14 protein-coding genes are annotated in these 15496 nt (G+C 69.2%); 9 read left to right on the forward strand and 5 right to left on the reverse strand.

Going from position 1 to position 15496, the window contains the following annotated elements; genetic code table 11:
* Window positions 1-141: 141 nt before the first annotated feature.
* Window positions 142-669, reverse strand: coding sequence for an SMI1/KNR4 family protein (locus tag OG819_RS47550; RefSeq protein ID WP_266655956.1), 528 nt, complete (start codon window positions 667-669; stop codon window positions 142-144).
* A gap of 553 nt (window positions 670-1222) precedes the next feature.
* On the opposite strand from OG819_RS47550, the gene OG819_RS47555 reads away from it, so the two are divergent.
* On the forward strand, window positions 1223-2575 hold the full coding sequence (locus OG819_RS47555) for an MFS transporter (protein ID WP_266655958.1): 1353 nt from the start codon (window positions 1223-1225) through the stop codon (window positions 2573-2575).
* Between the two features lie 526 nt (window positions 2576-3101).
* Here OG819_RS47555 and OG819_RS47560 read toward each other — a convergent pair.
* Both OG819_RS47560 and fae read right to left on the reverse strand, forming a co-directional pair.
* The gene (locus tag OG819_RS47560) at window positions 3102-4022 is read right to left on the reverse strand and encodes an NAD(P)-dependent oxidoreductase (RefSeq protein WP_266655963.1); all 921 of its coding nucleotides are present in this window, start codon (window positions 4020-4022) and stop codon (window positions 3102-3104) included.
* A gap of 83 nt (window positions 4023-4105) precedes the next feature.
* On the reverse strand, window positions 4106-4663 hold the full coding sequence (fae, locus tag OG819_RS47565) for a formaldehyde-activating enzyme (protein ID WP_266655965.1): 558 nt from the start codon (window positions 4661-4663) through the stop codon (window positions 4106-4108).
* Window positions 4664-4920: 257 nt separating this feature from the next.
* Between fae and OG819_RS47570 the strand changes: the two genes are divergently transcribed.
* The 5 genes from OG819_RS47570 (at window position 4921) to OG819_RS47590 (ending at window position 11531) form a co-directional block, all read left to right on the forward strand.
* On the forward strand, window positions 4921-5832 hold the full coding sequence (locus OG819_RS47570) for an IclR family transcriptional regulator (protein WP_323139447.1): 912 nt from the start codon (window positions 4921-4923) through the stop codon (window positions 5830-5832).
* A 264-nt stretch (window positions 5833-6096) separates the two neighbouring features.
* The gene (locus tag OG819_RS47575; protein WP_266655967.1) at window positions 6097-7566 is read left to right on the forward strand and encodes an NAD-dependent succinate-semialdehyde dehydrogenase; all 1470 of its coding nucleotides are present in this window, start codon (window positions 6097-6099) and stop codon (window positions 7564-7566) included.
* Between the two features lie 70 nt (window positions 7567-7636).
* Window positions 7637-8413: an SDR family NAD(P)-dependent oxidoreductase gene (locus OG819_RS47580; RefSeq protein WP_266655969.1), complete on the forward strand. Its 777-nt coding sequence runs from the start codon at window positions 7637-7639 to the stop codon at window positions 8411-8413.
* Window positions 8414-8477: 64 nt separating this feature from the next.
* Complete coding sequence (locus tag OG819_RS47585) at window positions 8478-9941, forward strand: FAD-binding oxidoreductase (RefSeq protein WP_266655971.1); 1464 nt, start codon at window positions 8478-8480, stop codon at window positions 9939-9941.
* Between the two features lie 162 nt (window positions 9942-10103).
* The gene (locus OG819_RS47590) at window positions 10104-11531 is read left to right on the forward strand and encodes an FGGY-family carbohydrate kinase (protein WP_266655973.1); all 1428 of its coding nucleotides are present in this window, start codon (window positions 10104-10106) and stop codon (window positions 11529-11531) included.
* Between the two features lie 177 nt (window positions 11532-11708).
* Here OG819_RS47590 and OG819_RS47595 read toward each other — a convergent pair whose 3' ends face one another.
* Entirely contained in the window at window positions 11709-12626 is a 918-nt protein-coding gene (locus OG819_RS47595) for an IS701 family transposase (protein WP_266655975.1), read from the reverse strand.
* 14 nt (window positions 12627-12640) lie between these two features.
* Here OG819_RS47595 and OG819_RS47600 point away from each other — a divergent pair.
* From OG819_RS47600 to OG819_RS47610, 3 genes are all read left to right on the forward strand, one after another.
* Window positions 12641-13893, forward strand: a protein-coding gene (locus OG819_RS47600) for an IS3 family transposase (RefSeq protein WP_266637656.1) whose coding sequence is annotated in 2 segments (ribosomal slippage) — window positions 12641-12923 and window positions 12923-13893 — 1254 coding nt in all. Because the reading frame shifts where the segments join, the coding sequence is not laid out codon by codon here.
* Window positions 13894-14001: 108 nt separating this feature from the next.
* A complete protein-coding gene (locus tag OG819_RS47605) occupies window positions 14002-14427 on the forward strand; it encodes a hypothetical protein (protein WP_266637658.1) in 426 nt (141 codons plus the stop codon).
* Between the two features lie 78 nt (window positions 14428-14505).
* A complete protein-coding gene (locus tag OG819_RS47610; protein WP_266637660.1) occupies window positions 14506-14643 on the forward strand; it encodes a DUF6192 family protein in 138 nt (45 codons plus the stop codon).
* On the opposite strand, the gene OG819_RS47615 is transcribed toward OG819_RS47610, so the two are convergent.
* Window positions 14601-14927, reverse strand: a complete 327-nt coding sequence (locus OG819_RS47615) for a DUF6192 family protein (protein ID WP_266637662.1) — start codon at window positions 14925-14927, stop codon at window positions 14601-14603. The genes OG819_RS47610 and OG819_RS47615 overlap by 43 nt on opposite strands.
* Window positions 14928-15496 lie beyond the last annotated feature (569 nt).

Consider the following 15496-nt stretch of genomic DNA (forward strand, 5'->3'; position numbering starts at 1 on the left):
CTGCCCTCCCCGCGATCACAACCCCAAGATCATCCCAGATCTCAGCCAAGTTGACGACGCCGCAAATCCTGCCCAGAGCAGCTGAAATCCCGGGCGACCCCGCAAAGGAAGTCGCGGCCCCTGACAGTGGATCTGCCGGGTTCAGCGACAGAGCTCCATGAGGGTGTCATCGAATTCGGGGAACTCCTGGGCGGCCAGCTCGATCACTGCAGCGGGTGACCGACGCCAGCCCGGTGCGAACCGTTCAGCGACGGCCGTCAGCTCCTGGTTGGGGCGCGGGGTCCAGGCGGGCTCGTATGAGGTGGCTGCTTCCCAGGGGCCGAAGCCGCCAGCCAGCAGCCACAGGAAGTCGCCCAGATCGCGCGCGACAACACCGGTCTCCCCCTCCGACCCGAGGAAGACGACCGGTTGATCGGCCAGCGGCTGGCTCGGGCGGACGAGCCAGAACGCTGCATACCCGCCCGAGCCGTCCTGGCCGAACACGCGGAAGTCGTCGCCGTCCAGTTCGCCGTTCCCGGTCCATGCTTGGAACCAGTCGGTGGTCTCCTCAGCGGACAGGAAAGTCGCGAAGGGCTCGAAGTCGACCCCGTCACCGCCTGCGTAGTCGAAGGGAACGGCCATCGCAGCGGCGAGCGCAGCAGGGAACTGTCGATCATCGGTGGGCGTCACCCGCACAGGCTAACGAGGTAGTCAGACAGACGGTCAAGATCTAACGTCACGGGGCAATCGTGGTCCCGCAGCCGTCTCACCCAATCCAGTCCACGCAGGTCAACGCGATCCAGCCGCCTAACTTCGTTGCGATAGGTCACCTCCGTCCGGGGCCCTGGTGGGCCTGAAGGGTGCCCTGCGATTTCACCGCGTCGACGGCCCGCCTGCCTCCGTGGACGACGCGGTCGATTCCGTCCGGCGGTCCGGCCTGCCTCGGTGGACGACCGCCCTACGGCTGACGCGCCACTGTCGAGGAAGGCGGACACATGCCCACAGCGAGTCTACGACTTTCGATCGGCGTTTCGCTCGCGCGCATAATCGGATCCGAGGCATCCGGGAACCCTGCGGGGTTGCCGCTGGCGCAACCATGATTGCGATCTGCGGCTCGATCTTGTTCTAGCCCCTGGCCGACCTTACTTTCATGACAGCCCGGACGGGTAGCTCGCGTCTTGCGTCACCGTCCGCCCAGCGCCACCAAGGGCAATCGAACTTTCGATGACAAGGACGGCCTGACATGGCAATGACGCCCGTCAAACAACCACCCGTTCAACTACAGGCCAGTACCGCGGACCGTAACCGCAGACGGCTGCTGATCAAGCTGAAGCTCGCGACACAGATCGGCGAAGGCCTCGATGGCTACATCATCGGCGGCATCGGCATGGCTCTCGCCGCGCTCACGGCTGACCTGCACCTTTCCACGTTGTGGCAGGGCCTGGTCGGAGCCTCTCCGCTGATCGGCATCTTCGTCGGCGGCCCGGTCTTCGGCTGGCTGGCCGACCGGATGGGACGTCGGCCGGTCTTCCTGGTCGACATGGTGATCTTCCTTGTGGGGTCGGTCACGCAGTTCTTCGTCACCGACGGGCTGCAGCTGTTCGTGATCCGGCTGGTCATGGGCATCGCGATCGGCGGTGAGTACGCGATCGGTGCCCCGCTGCTGTCCGAGTACGCTCCGCGCCGCAACCGCGGCCGCCTGCTGGCCAGCCTGGAGGTCAGCTGGTACGTCGGCTACATGGTGGCGACCATCGTCGGCGCGGGACTGGCCCACGTGGACGGGGGCTGGCGCTGGACGCTCGGCAGCAGCGCGATCATCGCCGCGATCTGCCTGGCGCTGCGAGGAGGGGTTCCGGAGTCGGCGCGATGGCTGCTCAGCAAGGGCCGGCGCGCGGAGGCCGAGGAACTGATCGCCAAGTACGGCCTGGAGGTCGACGTCGAGGCCGAGGTGGCCGACGCGGAGCAGAAGGACAGCTTCCGGGCGCTGTTCAGCCGTACGCACATTCGCAGCACGATCTTCTCCAGCAGTTTCTGGGCCTTTCTGGTGCTGCCCTACTTCGCCATCGGCACGTTCTGGACCAAGGTCTTCGACGCGCTCGGCCTGGGCAACGACGCGACCGCCGCGCTGCTGGTCTACGCGGTCACCGCGGTGCTGGGCGTCGCGCTGGGAACCGCGGTCGTCGACCGCATCGGCCGCCGCAAGCTGCTGATCCCGCCGTTCTGGATCACCGCCGCCAGCCTGGCAGTGGTCGCCCTGTGGCCCGACTCCACTCCGGTCGTCGTCATCGGCTTCCTCTTCTTCATCTTCCTGAACGCCGCGTCCAGCGCGCTGACGGCGGTCTACCCCCTTGAGGTGTTCCCGACCTCCGTCCGCACCACCGGCGTGGGCTTCGCGGCCGCCATGAGCCGTGTCGGCGCCGCCATCGGCACCTTCCTGCTGCCCATCGGCCTCAACCACTTCGGCGTCGCTTTCGTGATGTGGACGGGAGCCGGTGTCCTGGCCCTCGGTGGTCTGGTCTCCCAGTTCCTCGCACCGGAGACCACGGACATGGACCTCGCGCAGGCCGCGCGGAGCGCGCGTTCTCACCAGGACTGACCCTTCCGGGGCACACCGGGGCCCCGACGACGCCTGTGGCCACGACGGAAGCTTCCGTCGTGGCCACAGGCTTTCTCGTGCCGTGCGGGGCGCTCACGGGGGGCGAACAGTGTCCGGTGCGCGGGCCGCACCGGGTGCCCTCGGAGCGAATCTGCGGAGCGAGTCCGCGGAACGAATCTGCGCCATGGCGCTCACCGGTGGGGCTTGGCCCGTACGGGCACGTGGACGGCCGTCCAGGACCGGTCCCGTCCCCGCCACGGCTCCCGCAGCAGCGGCGCCGCGTACCGAGCGCCTCGGGACGGCGCGGAGGCTGGTGCGCCGCACGTCGGGTCAAGGGGACCCTTGCGTGTCCGCGCGGGAAGTCCGTGCGGAGGCCGCTCCAGGGCCGCCCCGGCAGTGAAGTGGGTTCCGCTGCCTGGTCCCGGCCGAGATGCGATCACCCGTGGGCGCCGCGCCTGCGCAACGAGAACGCGCGTGCCCCCGGTCGGGGAACACGCGCGTAGGGATCTCGATGGCTCGGAGGGGTTCAGGAGGCCTCCGCCGTCTCGGTGCCGGGCAGCCGGAAGTCCTGGCCGGCCAGCTCCTCGTACAGCTTCACCGGGACCATCTCACCGGACAGGTCGCCGTAGCGGGCCTTGGCCCGCCGGTAGATCTGCTCGACCAGGGCGGACAGCTCGGTGGACACGCCCACGTCCCGGCCCAGGTCGACGGCGAGGCCGAGGTCCTTGCAGGCCAGCACCATCGCGAACGACTCGTCGTAGTCGCCGGACTCCAGGATGCCCATGATGTCGTTCTCGAGGAAGTTGGACGCGGCGGGGCTCGCCAGCAGCGCCGACCGCAGCACCCCGAGGTCGACACCGGCCTTGACGCCCATCGCCAGCACCTCGGAGGAGGCCACCAGGTGGGTGAACCAGAGCAGGTTGATCATCAGCTTGACGGTGTAGCCGCTGCCCTGACCGCCCACGCGCATGATCTTCTGCGGGTCCCCCATGACCTCCAGGACCGGCAGCGCGCGGGCGAAGTCGGCCTCGGCGCCGCCGACGAAGATCTGCAGGGTGCCCGTGCGGGCGCCCTTGGCCATGCCGCTCACCGGGGCGTCGAGCATCCGCAGGCCCCTGGGTTCCAGGACCTCGCCGATGACCCTGCGGGCGGCCTCCGGAGTGGAGGTGGACATGTCGATCCACAGCGCCCCCTCCGGCAGTGCCGCAGCGGCGCCGCCGCGCAGCATGACGTCCTCCACGATGCGCGGGTTGGGCAGCATGGTGATCAGTATGTCGGCCTTCGCGGCGCAGTCCGCCGGGCTCGCCGCCCAGGTGGCGCCCAGAGCGATGTGCTGGGCGGCGCTGGCCTCCCGGACGTCGTGCACGACGACCGGAAGGCCGGCTTCGATGAGGTTGCGGGCCATGTGGCCGCCCATGTTCCCGAGGCCGATGAATCCGATCTGCATAGTGTTCCCTCGCTGCTGTGTGATGGGGTCGAAGGTCCGGACGAGCCGCCGGGGGCGGGTGGTCCGGCCGCACGGGCGACGGCTCAGTGGTGGGCCGTGCCGGGGGCGGAGGCCGCCAACTGCTCGGCGCTCGGCGTGTAGAAGGGGTTGGCCGGTCCCGACGCGGCGATGTCGAGGATCTCGTCGATGCCGGGCAGGGAGCGCACGGCGGCCGCGATGGCCTCGTAGGCGGCGGTGCGCTGGTTGCGGAAGGACTCGTCCAGGTCGTCCACCTGCGGATTGACCCAGACCGCCGCGATGATCAGCAGCTCCTCGACCTCCTCCGCCGGGATCAGGCCCTGCGCGACCGCGTCACTGACACCGGCGGCGAGACCGGCCTGTGCGGAGCCCCAGGTGGCGCGCTGGTGCAGCTCGCCCTCGGCCTCCGCCTTGTTCACGAAGAGCGTGAAGGGCTTGACCGGGACGGAGGGCCGCACCACGGTCACGAACGGCGCGTATCCGGCGCTGGGTGAAGCCAGAGCCGTGGCCCAGGCACCCTCCACGGGACCGCCGCGGCGGCCGAGGACGATGTTGGTGTGGGCCGCGTTGGGGCCCTGGCCGACGAAGGACTCGCCGATCAGTGCGGTGCGGGCGAAGGTCATGTCGAAGCTCCTCGACAGGCGGTACGGGTGGTGTCCATGTGACGCGGAACGCATCCGCGAGAAACCCCCGAGCCCGGCGGACACGCAGGTCGGAGGCGTACGACGACTCGGCCGCCGACGCCCGCGGGGGCGTGGGCCGGGCCTGCTTCGGAATGTAGGTCGGTGCGGGAGACAGCGGCAAGGCGGGGCCGGTAATCGCAATCACAGTTGCGCTGGCGACAACCTGGAACGGTTCGTGGTGGATTTACCCTGGCCCCGTGTTGACAACTTCCATTTCGGGCGAGTCGGACCCCGTGTCCGCCGGCGAGAGCCCGCCCACCATCCCCGCCACAACGTCCGCGGGCCTGCCTGACCCGCGCGGCCCGGTCTCCGACGGCCGCGGTCGCGGACTGCGCCGGGACCTCGAACTGCTGGAGGCGCTGGCCTCCGACGAGGCCCGCGCGAACGGCGGGGGTCTCGGCGTGGTGCGGATCGCCCAGATCGTGGGCCGGGACAAGGGCCAGATCTCCCGTGCCCTGCGGGCGCTGGCCGACGAAGGCATCGTCGAGCGTGATCCCGGCACGCTGGAGTACCGGGTGGGCTGGCGGCTGTTCTCGCTGGTCGGGCGCACCTACGAGCAGCGCCTGTTCCGGCTGGCCCAGCCGTTGGTGCAGGACCTCGCCGTGGACCTGGAGGAGACCGCGCACCTGTGCGTCCTGCGCGACCGGCAGGTACTCACCCTGCTGTCCCTGTCCGGGCACTCCTACCGTGCCCACGACTGGGAGGGCCAGTGGGTGCCGGCCGTCTGCACGTCCTCGGGGCGGGCCCTGCTGGTCGACGCCACACCCGACGAGCTGTACGTGCGTTTCGGCCCCGAGCCGGACCTCTCCCCGGAACGGCCCGCCTCACCCGTTCACACCCTGCCGCAGCTGTGGGCGGAGATCCAGGCCGTCCGGCGGCGCGGCTGGGCCGAGGAGTACGAGGAGTTCGAACCCGGGCTGGTCGGCGTCTCCGCACCGGTGCGCGACTTCCGGGGCCGGGTGATCGCCGCGGTCAACGTGTCCGGGCCCGTCGGGCGGCTGGGTCCGCGGACTGCCGAGGCAGGCCGCGCCACCGCTCGCACCGCCCTGCGGCTCTCGGTCCAACTGGGCTGGGTGCCGTCCGCGCCCAGGGCCGCTCCGGTCATGTGAGCAGCCGACGAGGGCGTGCCGACAGGGCGCTGCTCACGGGCGGTTGTCGGGAGCGCAACCATTGTTGCGATCTCCGACGGCGCCTTGTCCGCCTCGTCGCGCCGCCCGTACATTCGGCACGACCTGCGGGTCCCGCCGTGCCGCGCTGACCGGGCCTTTTGGCCTTCCGGGATGCGGCGGCGGCGCTGCGGCCGCATCCCGGCACAGGCAGCGCGGCACGACCGCCCGGACCCCACGGCACAGCCAACGAGCGAGGAACACCCCATGGAAATCAGCAACGTCGTCACGGCCCCGGCCGCTGTCCGCGACCTGTTCATCGACGGGGCCTGGACGCAGGCGGCGGACGGCCGCAGTTACCCCGTCGTCGACCCGGCCACCGCCGAACTCCTGCGCGAGGTTTCCTCCGGCGGGGCCGCCGACGCCGCCGCCGCGGTGGACGCCGCCGCCGCGGCGTTCCCCGTCTGGCGCGCGGTCGCCCCACGGCAGCGGGCGGAGATCCTGCGGCGTGCGTACGACCTGATGCACGAGCGGATCGACGAGCTGGCGACGCTGATGGTCGCGGAGAACGGCAAGTCCCTGCGTGATGCCAGGGGCGAGGTCAGTTACGCCGCCGAGTTCTTCCGCTGGTACTCCGAGGAGGCCGTGCGCATCGGCTCCGGATTCGGCGACGCTCCCGCGGGCGGCTTCCGGCATCTGATCCGCAAGCAGCCGGTGGGCGTCACCGCCCACGTCACCCCGTGGAACCTGCCTGCCGCCATGGTCACCCGCAAGGCCGCGCCGGCCCTGGCCGCCGGTTGCACGGTCGTGCTCAAGCCCGCCCCCGAGACCCCGCTGACCGCGATCGCGATCGCGGCGATCCTGCACGAGGCCGGGCTGCCGGCGGGCGCGTTCAACGTGGTGCCCACCGACCGGGCGGCCGAGGTGGTCGGCGTGTGGATGGACGACGAGAGGGTGCGCAAGTTCTCGTTCACCGGATCCACGGGAACGGGCAAGCTGCTGCTGCAGCAGGCCTCCAAGACGGTGAAGAACACCACGATGGAGCTGGGCGGCAACGCGCCGTTCATCGTTCTCGCCGACGCCGACGTCGATGCCGCCGTGCGCGGTGCCATGGACGCCAAGATGCGCGGCGGGGGCGAGGTCTGCATCGCCGCCAACCGCTTCTACGTGCACCAGGACGTGGTCGAGGAGTTCACCCGCAAGTTCGGCGAGGCGATGGAGGCGGTGCGCATCGGCCCCGGCCTGGAGGACTGCGTGGAGCTGGGCGCGATGGTGAACCAGGCAGCGATCGACAAGATCCGCTCGCTCGTGGCCGACGCCGTCGAGCGGGGTGCGACCGTCACGGCCCAGGGCCCCACGCCCGGCGGACCGGGTTACTTCTACCCGGCGACGGTACTGTCCGGCGTCACGCCGGACGCACGGATCATGCACGAGGAGGTCTTCGGCCCGGTCGCCCCGATCGCCGTGTTCGACGACGAGGACGAGGTGGTGACCGCCGCCAACGACACCCCCTTCGGGCTGGCCGCCTACCTGTACTCGCGCGACCTCGGCCGTGCCGTCAGGATGGCGGAGCGGATCGAGTCGGGCATGGTCGGGATCAACCGCGGCCTGCTGTCCGATCCCGCCGCCCCCTTCGGCGGTGTCAAGCAGTCCGGCCTGGGCCGCGAGGGTGCGACGGACGGCATCGAGGCGTTCCTGGAGACCCAGTACCTGGCCGTGGAGTGGCCCGCCGGCTGACGCCGGGCGCCGCACGCGGCGGCGAAGGTCACCAGCGGTCCACCCACCAGCACGACGAGGTGCAGCACTCATGAACATCACGGAATTCTCCCGGGACTTCTTCTCCCTGGACGGCAAGAACGCGATCGTCACCGGCGGCAACACCGGTCTCGGGCAGGCGTTCTCCCTCGCGCTCGCCAAGGCCGGCGCGAACATCTTCGTACCGGCCCTGGCCGAGGACGGCGGTGAGACCCGCCAGCTCATCGAGGCCGAAGGCCGCCGTATGGAGTTCCTGGAGGCGGACATCACCGCCCCGGGCGTCCCCCGGCAGGTCGTCCAGGGCTGCGTGGACGCCTTCGGATCGGTCGACATCCTGGTGAACTCCGCCGGGATCTCCAAGCTGGCCAAGGTCGAGGACTTTGGCCGCGCCGAGTGGGACCCGATGATCTCGGTCAACCTCACGGCCGCGTTCGAGCTGGCGCACGAGGCCATCGCCCACATGATCCCGCAGCGTTCCGGGAAGATCATCAACATCGCGTCGATGTTCTCCTTCCTGGGCGGCCAGTGGTCGCCCGCCTACGCGGCGACCAAGCACGGCATCGTGGGCTTCACCAAGGCGTACTGCGACGAACTCGCCCAGCACAACATCCAGGTCAACGCGATCGCCCCCGGCTACTTCGCCACGAAGATCACCGAAGCGACCAGGTCCGACCCCGAGACCAACCAGCGCGTCCTGGACCACATCCCCGCCGGCCGCTGGGGAGAGGTCGCCGACCTGATGGGCGCGACCGTGTTCCTCGCCAGCCGCGCTTCCGACTACGTGAACGGCCACGTCCTGGCCGTCGACGGCGGATACCTGGTCCGCTGAGCGGTTCAGCACCCCCTTTTCCCCCGGCTCCCCGGCTTTCCCCGCAAGAACGAGGTAGATCCACATGGTCCAGTCCGCATCGAAGCTGAGCCGCGACGAGATCGTCGCCCGCCTCAGGGAGTTGGTCGACGCCTCCCGCGTGGTCACCGACGAAGAGCAGCTGCGCCTGGCGAGCGTCGACCGGTTCAAGAAGTACCAGTCGGTGCATGGCATCTTCGACGGGCCGATCCCGGCCGCGATCGTCGAGGCGACCAGCACGCAGGACGTGGCGGCCGTCCTGGCCTTCGCCGACGAGCACCGCATCAACGTGGTGGCGCGCACCGGCCGCACGGGGACCGAGGGCGGTCTGGAGACCGTCGTCGAGGACACCATCGTCCTGGACGGCTCCGGACTCGACCGGATCGTGTCCATCGACGCCGAGAACATGCAGGTGACCGCCCAGTGCGGAGTGCCGCTCCAGGTGCTGGAGGACACCCTGCGCGCGCAGGGCCTCACCACCGGCCACTCCCCCCAGTCCAAGCCGCTGGCCCAGATGGGCGGCCTCGTGGCGACCCGTTCCATCGGCCAGTTCTCAACCCTCTACGGCGCGATCGAGGACATGGTCGTCGGACTGGAGGCGGTCTTCCCCGACGGCACGGTCAGCCGGATCAAGAACGTCCCGCGCCGCTCGACCGGCCCGGACATCCGGCACATCGTCATCGGCAACGAGGGCGCCCTGTGCTACGTCACCGAGGTCACCGTCAAGGTCTTCAAGTACATGCCGGAGAACAACGAGTTCCACGGCTTCCTGGTCGACGACGTGGCGACCGGCGTCGCGGTCATCCGGGAGGTCGTCACCAACGGCTTCCGGCCCTCGGTCGTCCGGTTGTACTCGCCCGAGGACGCCCGCCAGCACTTCGCCCACTTCTACCAGGGCAAGTGCGTGGTGGTCTTCGTCGCCGAGGGCCCCAAGGGCATCGTGCGCGCCACCAGCGACGAGATCGAGCGCGTCATCGGCCGGCACCCCCACGAGAAGGTCGATCCGGAGCTCATCCGCGCCTGGTTCGACAACCTCAACTGGGGCACGGACAAGATCGAGGCGGAGAAGGCGAGCATGCTCGCCGACAACCACCTCGGCTACACCACCGAGGTCTCCGCCGACTGGTCGCGCACCGTCGAGCTCTACAACAACGTGATGCACCGCATCCGCACCGAGTACCCGCACGCCGGCGACCTCACGATGCTGGGCGCCCACTCGTCCCACAGCTACCAGACGGGCACGAACCTCTACTTCGTGTACGACTACTCCATCGACTGTGAGCCGCGCGAGGAGATCGAGAAGTACCACATCCCGATCAACGCCATCATCGTCGAGGAGGCCCTCAAGGTCGGCGGCTCGATGGTCCACCACCACGGCATCGGCAAGTACCGCACCGCCTGGACCGAGCAGGAGCACGGCAGCGCGTACCACATACTGGCGAAGCTCAAGGCGGCCTTCGACCCCAACGGGATCATGAACAAGGGGACGATCTTCCCGATCGGCGGCTGACGGAGGCCGGGACCGGCCGACCGGTCCGGCCCTCACGCCGTGCGGACGCTGCGACCGGGCCGCGTCCGCACGGCCCCCGACGGCGGCACCCCGCATCCGCGGAGCGCCGTCCCCACAGGCCCGGCGGCCGCACACGGCCCAGGAAGCACACGGAGCACAGGCATGGCGCGCTACCTCATCGGCATCGACAACGGCTCGCAGAGTTCGAAGGTCACCATCTTCGACGAGTCCGGAACCGCCGTGTGCGAAGGCCGTCAGGCACTGCGCCCCTACGACACCCCACGCCCCGGGGTCGTCGAACACCCGCAGGACGACCTGTGGACCTCCATCGGCGAGGCCAGCCGGCGCGCCCTGGCCGCCTTCCCCGGCGACCCCGCGGACATCGTCGGTGTCGGCCTGTGCACCATCCGCTTCTGCCGCGCCCTGCTGCGCGCCGACGGCACCCTGGCGAGCCCGGTGATGAGCTGGATGGACGAGCGCGTCTCGCGCCCGTACGAACACACCGACCCGCAGGTGCGCTACGTCACCACCTCCTCGGGCTACATCACCCGCCGACTCACCGGTCAGTGGAAGGACACCGCGGCCAACTACGCGGGCATGTGGCCGATGGACTCCGACACCTGGCGGTGGACGACCGACGACGCCGAGCTGGCCAAGTGCGGCGTCCCCCGGGAGATGCTCTTCGAGACGGTGCAGCCCGGCGACGTACTCGGGCAGGTCACCGCCGAGGCGGCCGCGCACACCGGGATCCCGGCCGGCCTGCCGGTCGTCGCCACCGCCAACGACAAAGCCGTCGAGGCACTCGGCTGCGGTCTGAGCGACCCCGGCACCCTGCTGGTGTCCCTCGGCACCTACGTGACGGGGATGGCCACCGGCGCCCGCAACGTCAAGGACGCGACCGGCTTCTGGACCAATTACGCCAGCCGGCCCCACGAGTACCTCTACGAGAGCTTCGGCGTACGGCGCGGGATGTGGACCGTCAGCTGGTTCCGCGACCTGCTCGGTGAAGAGGCGGCCGAGGCCGCGGCCCGCGACGGGATGTCGGTCGAAGAAGCTCTGAACCGCGGAGCCGCCGCCGTTCCGGCCGGTTCGGACGGCCTGATGACGATGCTGGACTGGCTCGCCCCCACCGACGCCCCGTACCGCAAGGGCTCGATCCTCGGCTTCGACGGCCGGCAGGGCCGGTTCCACATCTACCGTTCGATCCTGGAGGCACTGGCCCTGACCGTGCACGGGCACAGCACGACGATGGCCGCCGAGCTCGGCACGGATTACCGGCAGACCATCGTCTCCGGCGGCGGTTCCCACTCCGACCTGATGATGCAGATCTTCGCGGACGTCTTCGGCGTCCCCGCCCTGCGCGCCGCGGTCAACAACGCCGCCGGCCTCGGCGCGGCGATCTGCGCCGCGGTCGGCGTGAGCCTGTACGCGACCTTCGAGGACGCCGTCGACGCCATGGTCCGCCCCGGAGCGGTCTTCCGCCCCGATGCCGACAACCACCGTCTCTACCGGCAGATGCACGAGGTGCGCCGGGACATCCTCGCGCAGACAGACCCCGTCTACCGCGCGTCGTACAGGCTCTTCGGCTAGTACTCCAGCCGGACTTCTGCATTTCTCCTGCTCAACGGTCTGGCGGTGGGGAGTGTAGCGAGGGTTTGGCATGGGTGGGTCGGTCTTGGGCCGACCGTCCCCCCAACGAGTGCCCGCGCCGCATGTAATGACAGCGTCGGGCACGTGCCTGGTGGCGACGCCGCCATCGGGACCAGTTCACCGCGTGGTCGCGGCGTGCAGGATGGCGGCCGGGTTGAGCTGCCAGCAGACGACGGATTTCGGCTGGTGTGAGGTCCACGAGGTCGGGTGTGTCGGCCTCGACACCCCTTTTTCGCGCTCCTGCACGGCCATCACCGCGAGGAACGCGTGGGCGAGCATGGCAAGCGTGATGTGCCGGTACCAGCCCACGTAGCGACGGACCTCGTACTGGTCCAGTCCGCACTCATTCTTCGCGCTCTGGAAGCACTCCTCGATCTTCCATCGGCATCCTGCGACTCGGACCAGGTCGGCGACGGTGGCGTCCAGTGGAGCGCAGGCGAGGTAGTAGGTGATCTCGTCGGGCTTGCTGATGCTGCGGCGGGCCAGTATCCACCGCTGCCGAGTCGGCTCGCCGCCGTCGGACTCGGCCACGGCGGGCAGACGGGCACCGGCCCAGTCGTAGAACCGTTCGCCCGTGGCTCCAGGCCCCGCCGACAGACGCTGCCACGCCTCGGGCGGGGCCTGGGTGATGAGATGGTCGATGCGCGGGCCGTTCACCTGCTGCGACTTGGGGACGGCAACAACGTAGGAGAGCTTGGTGTCTTCCAGGAAACGCCGGAAGCACGAGTCCTGTCCGTAGGCGGAGTCCGCAGTGACCCAGGCGACGGGCAGCGGGGAGGCCAGGGCGCGCAAGATCATGTCGCGAGCCAGCTCGCCCTTGGTGGCGAAGGTGCGCTCGTCGGGTATGCGGGCCGCTCGGCAGCGTTCCCGGTCGCCTGTCCAGGACTTGGGCAGGTAGAGCTCGCGATCGATCAGGGCATGGCCGCGGGTGGTGGCGTAGGCGGCGAAGACACCGATCTGGCAATTTTCTGTCCGCCCGGGGGCCCGTATTTCAATAACTGAATCGCCCCGGTTCGAATGGAGACTCGATTTCATGAAAGGATCGAGTCATGGCACGACCTTCCCGTTACCCGCTTGAGCTCCGCCGTCGCGCGGTGCGCATGGTCGCCGAGGTAGGCGACGACTACCCGAACGAGACGGCCGCCCTGCAGGCGGTGGCCGAGAAGCTCGGCATCAGCTCCCGCGAGACGCTGCGGAACTGGGTGAAGCAGCACGAGATCGACGCGGGGACACGTCCGGGGACAACGACGGAGGAGTCCGCCCAGCTCAAGGCGTTGAAGAAGGAGAACGCCGAACTCAAGCGGGCCAACGAGATCCTGAAGGCCGCGGCGAGTTTCTTCGCGGCCGAGCCCGACCGGCCACACACACGCTCGTAGCGTTCATCGACGAGCACCGGGACCGCTTCGGCGGCGTCGAGCCGATCTGCAGGACGCTCACCGAGCACGACTGCAGGATCGCCCCTTCCACCTACTACGCCCACCACAAACGTCGGAGCACGCCGTCGGCCAGGACCGTGCGGGATGCCGAACTGAAGAAACAGATCAGCGAGGTCTTCGAGGCCAACTACCACGTCTACGGGGCGAGGAAGATCTGGCGTGAGCTGAACCGGCAGGGCCGCCGCGTGGCCCGCTGCACCGTCGAACGCCTGATGCGCGAACTCGGCATCGCTGGGGCGGTCCGTGGTAAACGCGTGATCACCACGCTGCCCGGCGGGCAGGCCGAACGGGCGCCGGACCTGCTGGACCGCGACTTCGTCGCCGGCGCCCCGAACCGCTGCTGGGTCGCGGACTTCACCCACGTGAAAACCTGGGCCGGTATCGTCTACGTCGCCTTCGTCGTGGACACCTTCTCCCGCCGGATCGTCGGCTGGTCCGCGGCCACCGTGAAGGAAACGGTCTTCGTCCTGGACGCCCTTGAGATGGCCGTGTGGCAACGTGACCGCGACCAACACCCAGTTCAGCCAGGCGAGTTGATCCACCACTCGGATGCCGGGTCGCAATATACGAGTTTCCGGCTCGCCGAGCATCTGGACGCCGCCGGCATCGCCGCCTCGATCGGATCGGTCGGCGACGCCTACGACAATGCCCTGATGGAGAGCACGATCGGCCTGTACAAGACCGAACTGATCAAGCCCCAACGGCCCTGGAAGTCGCTCTCCCAGGTCGAGTCGGCCACCGCAGAGTGGGTCGACTCGTACAACCACCGCCGACTCCACGGTGAGATAAGGCACGTTCCGCCCGTCGAGTACAAAGCCAACCACTACATGGAATCCACGAAACCCCAGGTCACAACCATAATCTGAGATCTCTATCGAACCCGGGGCGATTCACTCGCCTCCGCCCCGGGCTGGGCGTCACTGATCGACGGGCTTTCTCGCCCCGCCGAGCCCCCCGCGGCCCCGAGCCAAGCGGTGCTGGGCAAGCAGACCATTCTCGACGCTCTCGACGGCGCCCTGCCGAGCGGCGTTCACGCGGTGCGGAAGGGCGGTTCCGAAAAGGGATATGTGGACGTTCTGCTCGACGACGGCCGTACAGAAGCCCTGTTGACCATCACCGTCCAGGATTGGCCTCCCCAGCAGGAACAACTGAATGAGATCTTCAAGAACGCCAAACCCGACAGGTCCGGGAACAGGCTGGTCACTCGCCAGTACCCGACCACGAGCGGCGGTCGCAACGCCGTCGAGTGGGATGCCGACGCCCTCTACGGCGACGGACGGCGCGTTGTAGTCAGCGAGCTCAATGCAATGGCATTCGGCCTCCCGGCAAACCGGGCGAATCCGCCGTTGTCCATGAAGCAGCTCGCATCGATCGCCGAGGCCGCCGCTTTGCGTTCGTGACGCCTGCCGAGTCGGCGCGAAGGCGCGGACGCGAGTGCCGCAGTCGTCTCCGAGGAGGTCCCTGGTCAGCTGCGGCGCATGGAACACAGCGCGCAGTTCACGGACCTGGTCGCGGCCTGCGCGCAGTTCGTCGCGACGGCCGGGAGGATCGTTCCGAACCTGCGCGGCGAGCACTACGACGACGGCGAGCGGGAGACGCCCTTCAGCGGCTTCTGAAGCTGCTCGTCGAGGTCGACCTCGCCGCGGGTGACGGCGTTCTCGATCCAGTCGGCCGCAGCGCGTACCCGCGAAAGTCCCCGCCCGATCTTGTCCCGCAGATCGCCGACGCCTTCCCCCGCCTTGGTCCACGCGGCCTTGTCGGACCTCAGCTTGTCGATACCCCCGCCGCTGCCCCCTGGGGTGGAGCCTCCGGGGCCGGCGGACAGCTGGTTGAGCTGCATCCGTGTGGTGTGTCGCTCGGACGCCGCGGTCTTGAGCTGCTCCCACTCGTCCCACGCCATGCGTGGCCCCCTCCCGGTGTCTCGTCGTGCACCGACGAGCGGATGTGAAGGTGCGACAGCATCCTTTTGGTGATCGAGAAGCACCGTAGCGTTCGTTCATCACGTGCCTCATCCGCACCAGCAACCATCGCGCCTGAGTATCCGCACTCAGGCGGAACCAGGGCCTCGGTCGGAAGGGCCGGCGTTGCCCGGTGCGCTCGGGGCCGCATGCTCGATGCTTTTTTGCCCCTTGTGTCGGACGACGCGGCCTCCCCGGCTCCGCAGAGCTTGTGCGGAGGGGGCGTGCGGGAAGGTGCGGCATCGTCGTCATCTGACGACCGTCATCGTGGAGCACGCGGACCGCGTGGCACATACCACCTTCGGTACCGGCCCAACAGTGGGCGTGTGAGAGACCTTCCCCAGGCAGCGGTCAAGGAGCTCCAGGCAGCCTTGAACGAGGAGGGCGGTCTCCTCACGGTGGGGCGTGACGTGCGACGTGCTGTCATGGCCCGCTGGGCCCAGGGCCGGTGGGCGAGTTCAGCGGGCCCGGTCCGCGACCGATGGTGGTGCCAAGTCATGCCCTCGGTGAC

Source organism: Streptomyces sp. NBC_01549, from assembly GCF_026339955.1.
Classification (GTDB): Bacteria; Actinomycetota; Actinomycetes; order Streptomycetales; family Streptomycetaceae; genus Streptomyces.

Coding starts and splice junctions, on each gene's coding strand:
- OG819_RS47615 (WP_266637662.1), bottom strand. CDS start 14,927: ATGGCGTGGGACGAGTGGGAGCAGCTCAAGACCGCGGCGTCCGAGCGA.
- OG819_RS47595 (WP_266655975.1), bottom strand. CDS start 12,626: ATGAAATCGAGTCTCCATTCGAACCGGGGCGATTCAGTTATTGAAATA.
- OG819_RS47575 (WP_266655967.1), top strand. CDS start 6,097: ATGGAAATCAGCAACGTCGTCACGGCCCCGGCCGCTGTCCGCGACCTG.
- OG819_RS47590 (WP_266655973.1), top strand. CDS start 10,104: ATGGCGCGCTACCTCATCGGCATCGACAACGGCTCGCAGAGTTCGAAG.
- fae (WP_266655965.1), bottom strand. CDS start 4,663: ATGACCTTCGCCCGCACCGCACTGATCGGCGAGTCCTTCGTCGGCCAG.
- OG819_RS47585 (WP_266655971.1), top strand. CDS start 8,478: ATGGTCCAGTCCGCATCGAAGCTGAGCCGCGACGAGATCGTCGCCCGC.
- OG819_RS47560 (WP_266655963.1), bottom strand. CDS start 4,022: ATGCAGATCGGATTCATCGGCCTCGGGAACATGGGCGGCCACATGGCC.
- OG819_RS47555 (WP_266655958.1), top strand. CDS start 1,223: ATGGCAATGACGCCCGTCAAACAACCACCCGTTCAACTACAGGCCAGT.
- OG819_RS47610 (WP_266637660.1), top strand. CDS start 14,506: ATGGAACACAGCGCGCAGTTCACGGACCTGGTCGCGGCCTGCGCGCAG.
- OG819_RS47580 (WP_266655969.1), top strand. CDS start 7,637: ATGAACATCACGGAATTCTCCCGGGACTTCTTCTCCCTGGACGGCAAG.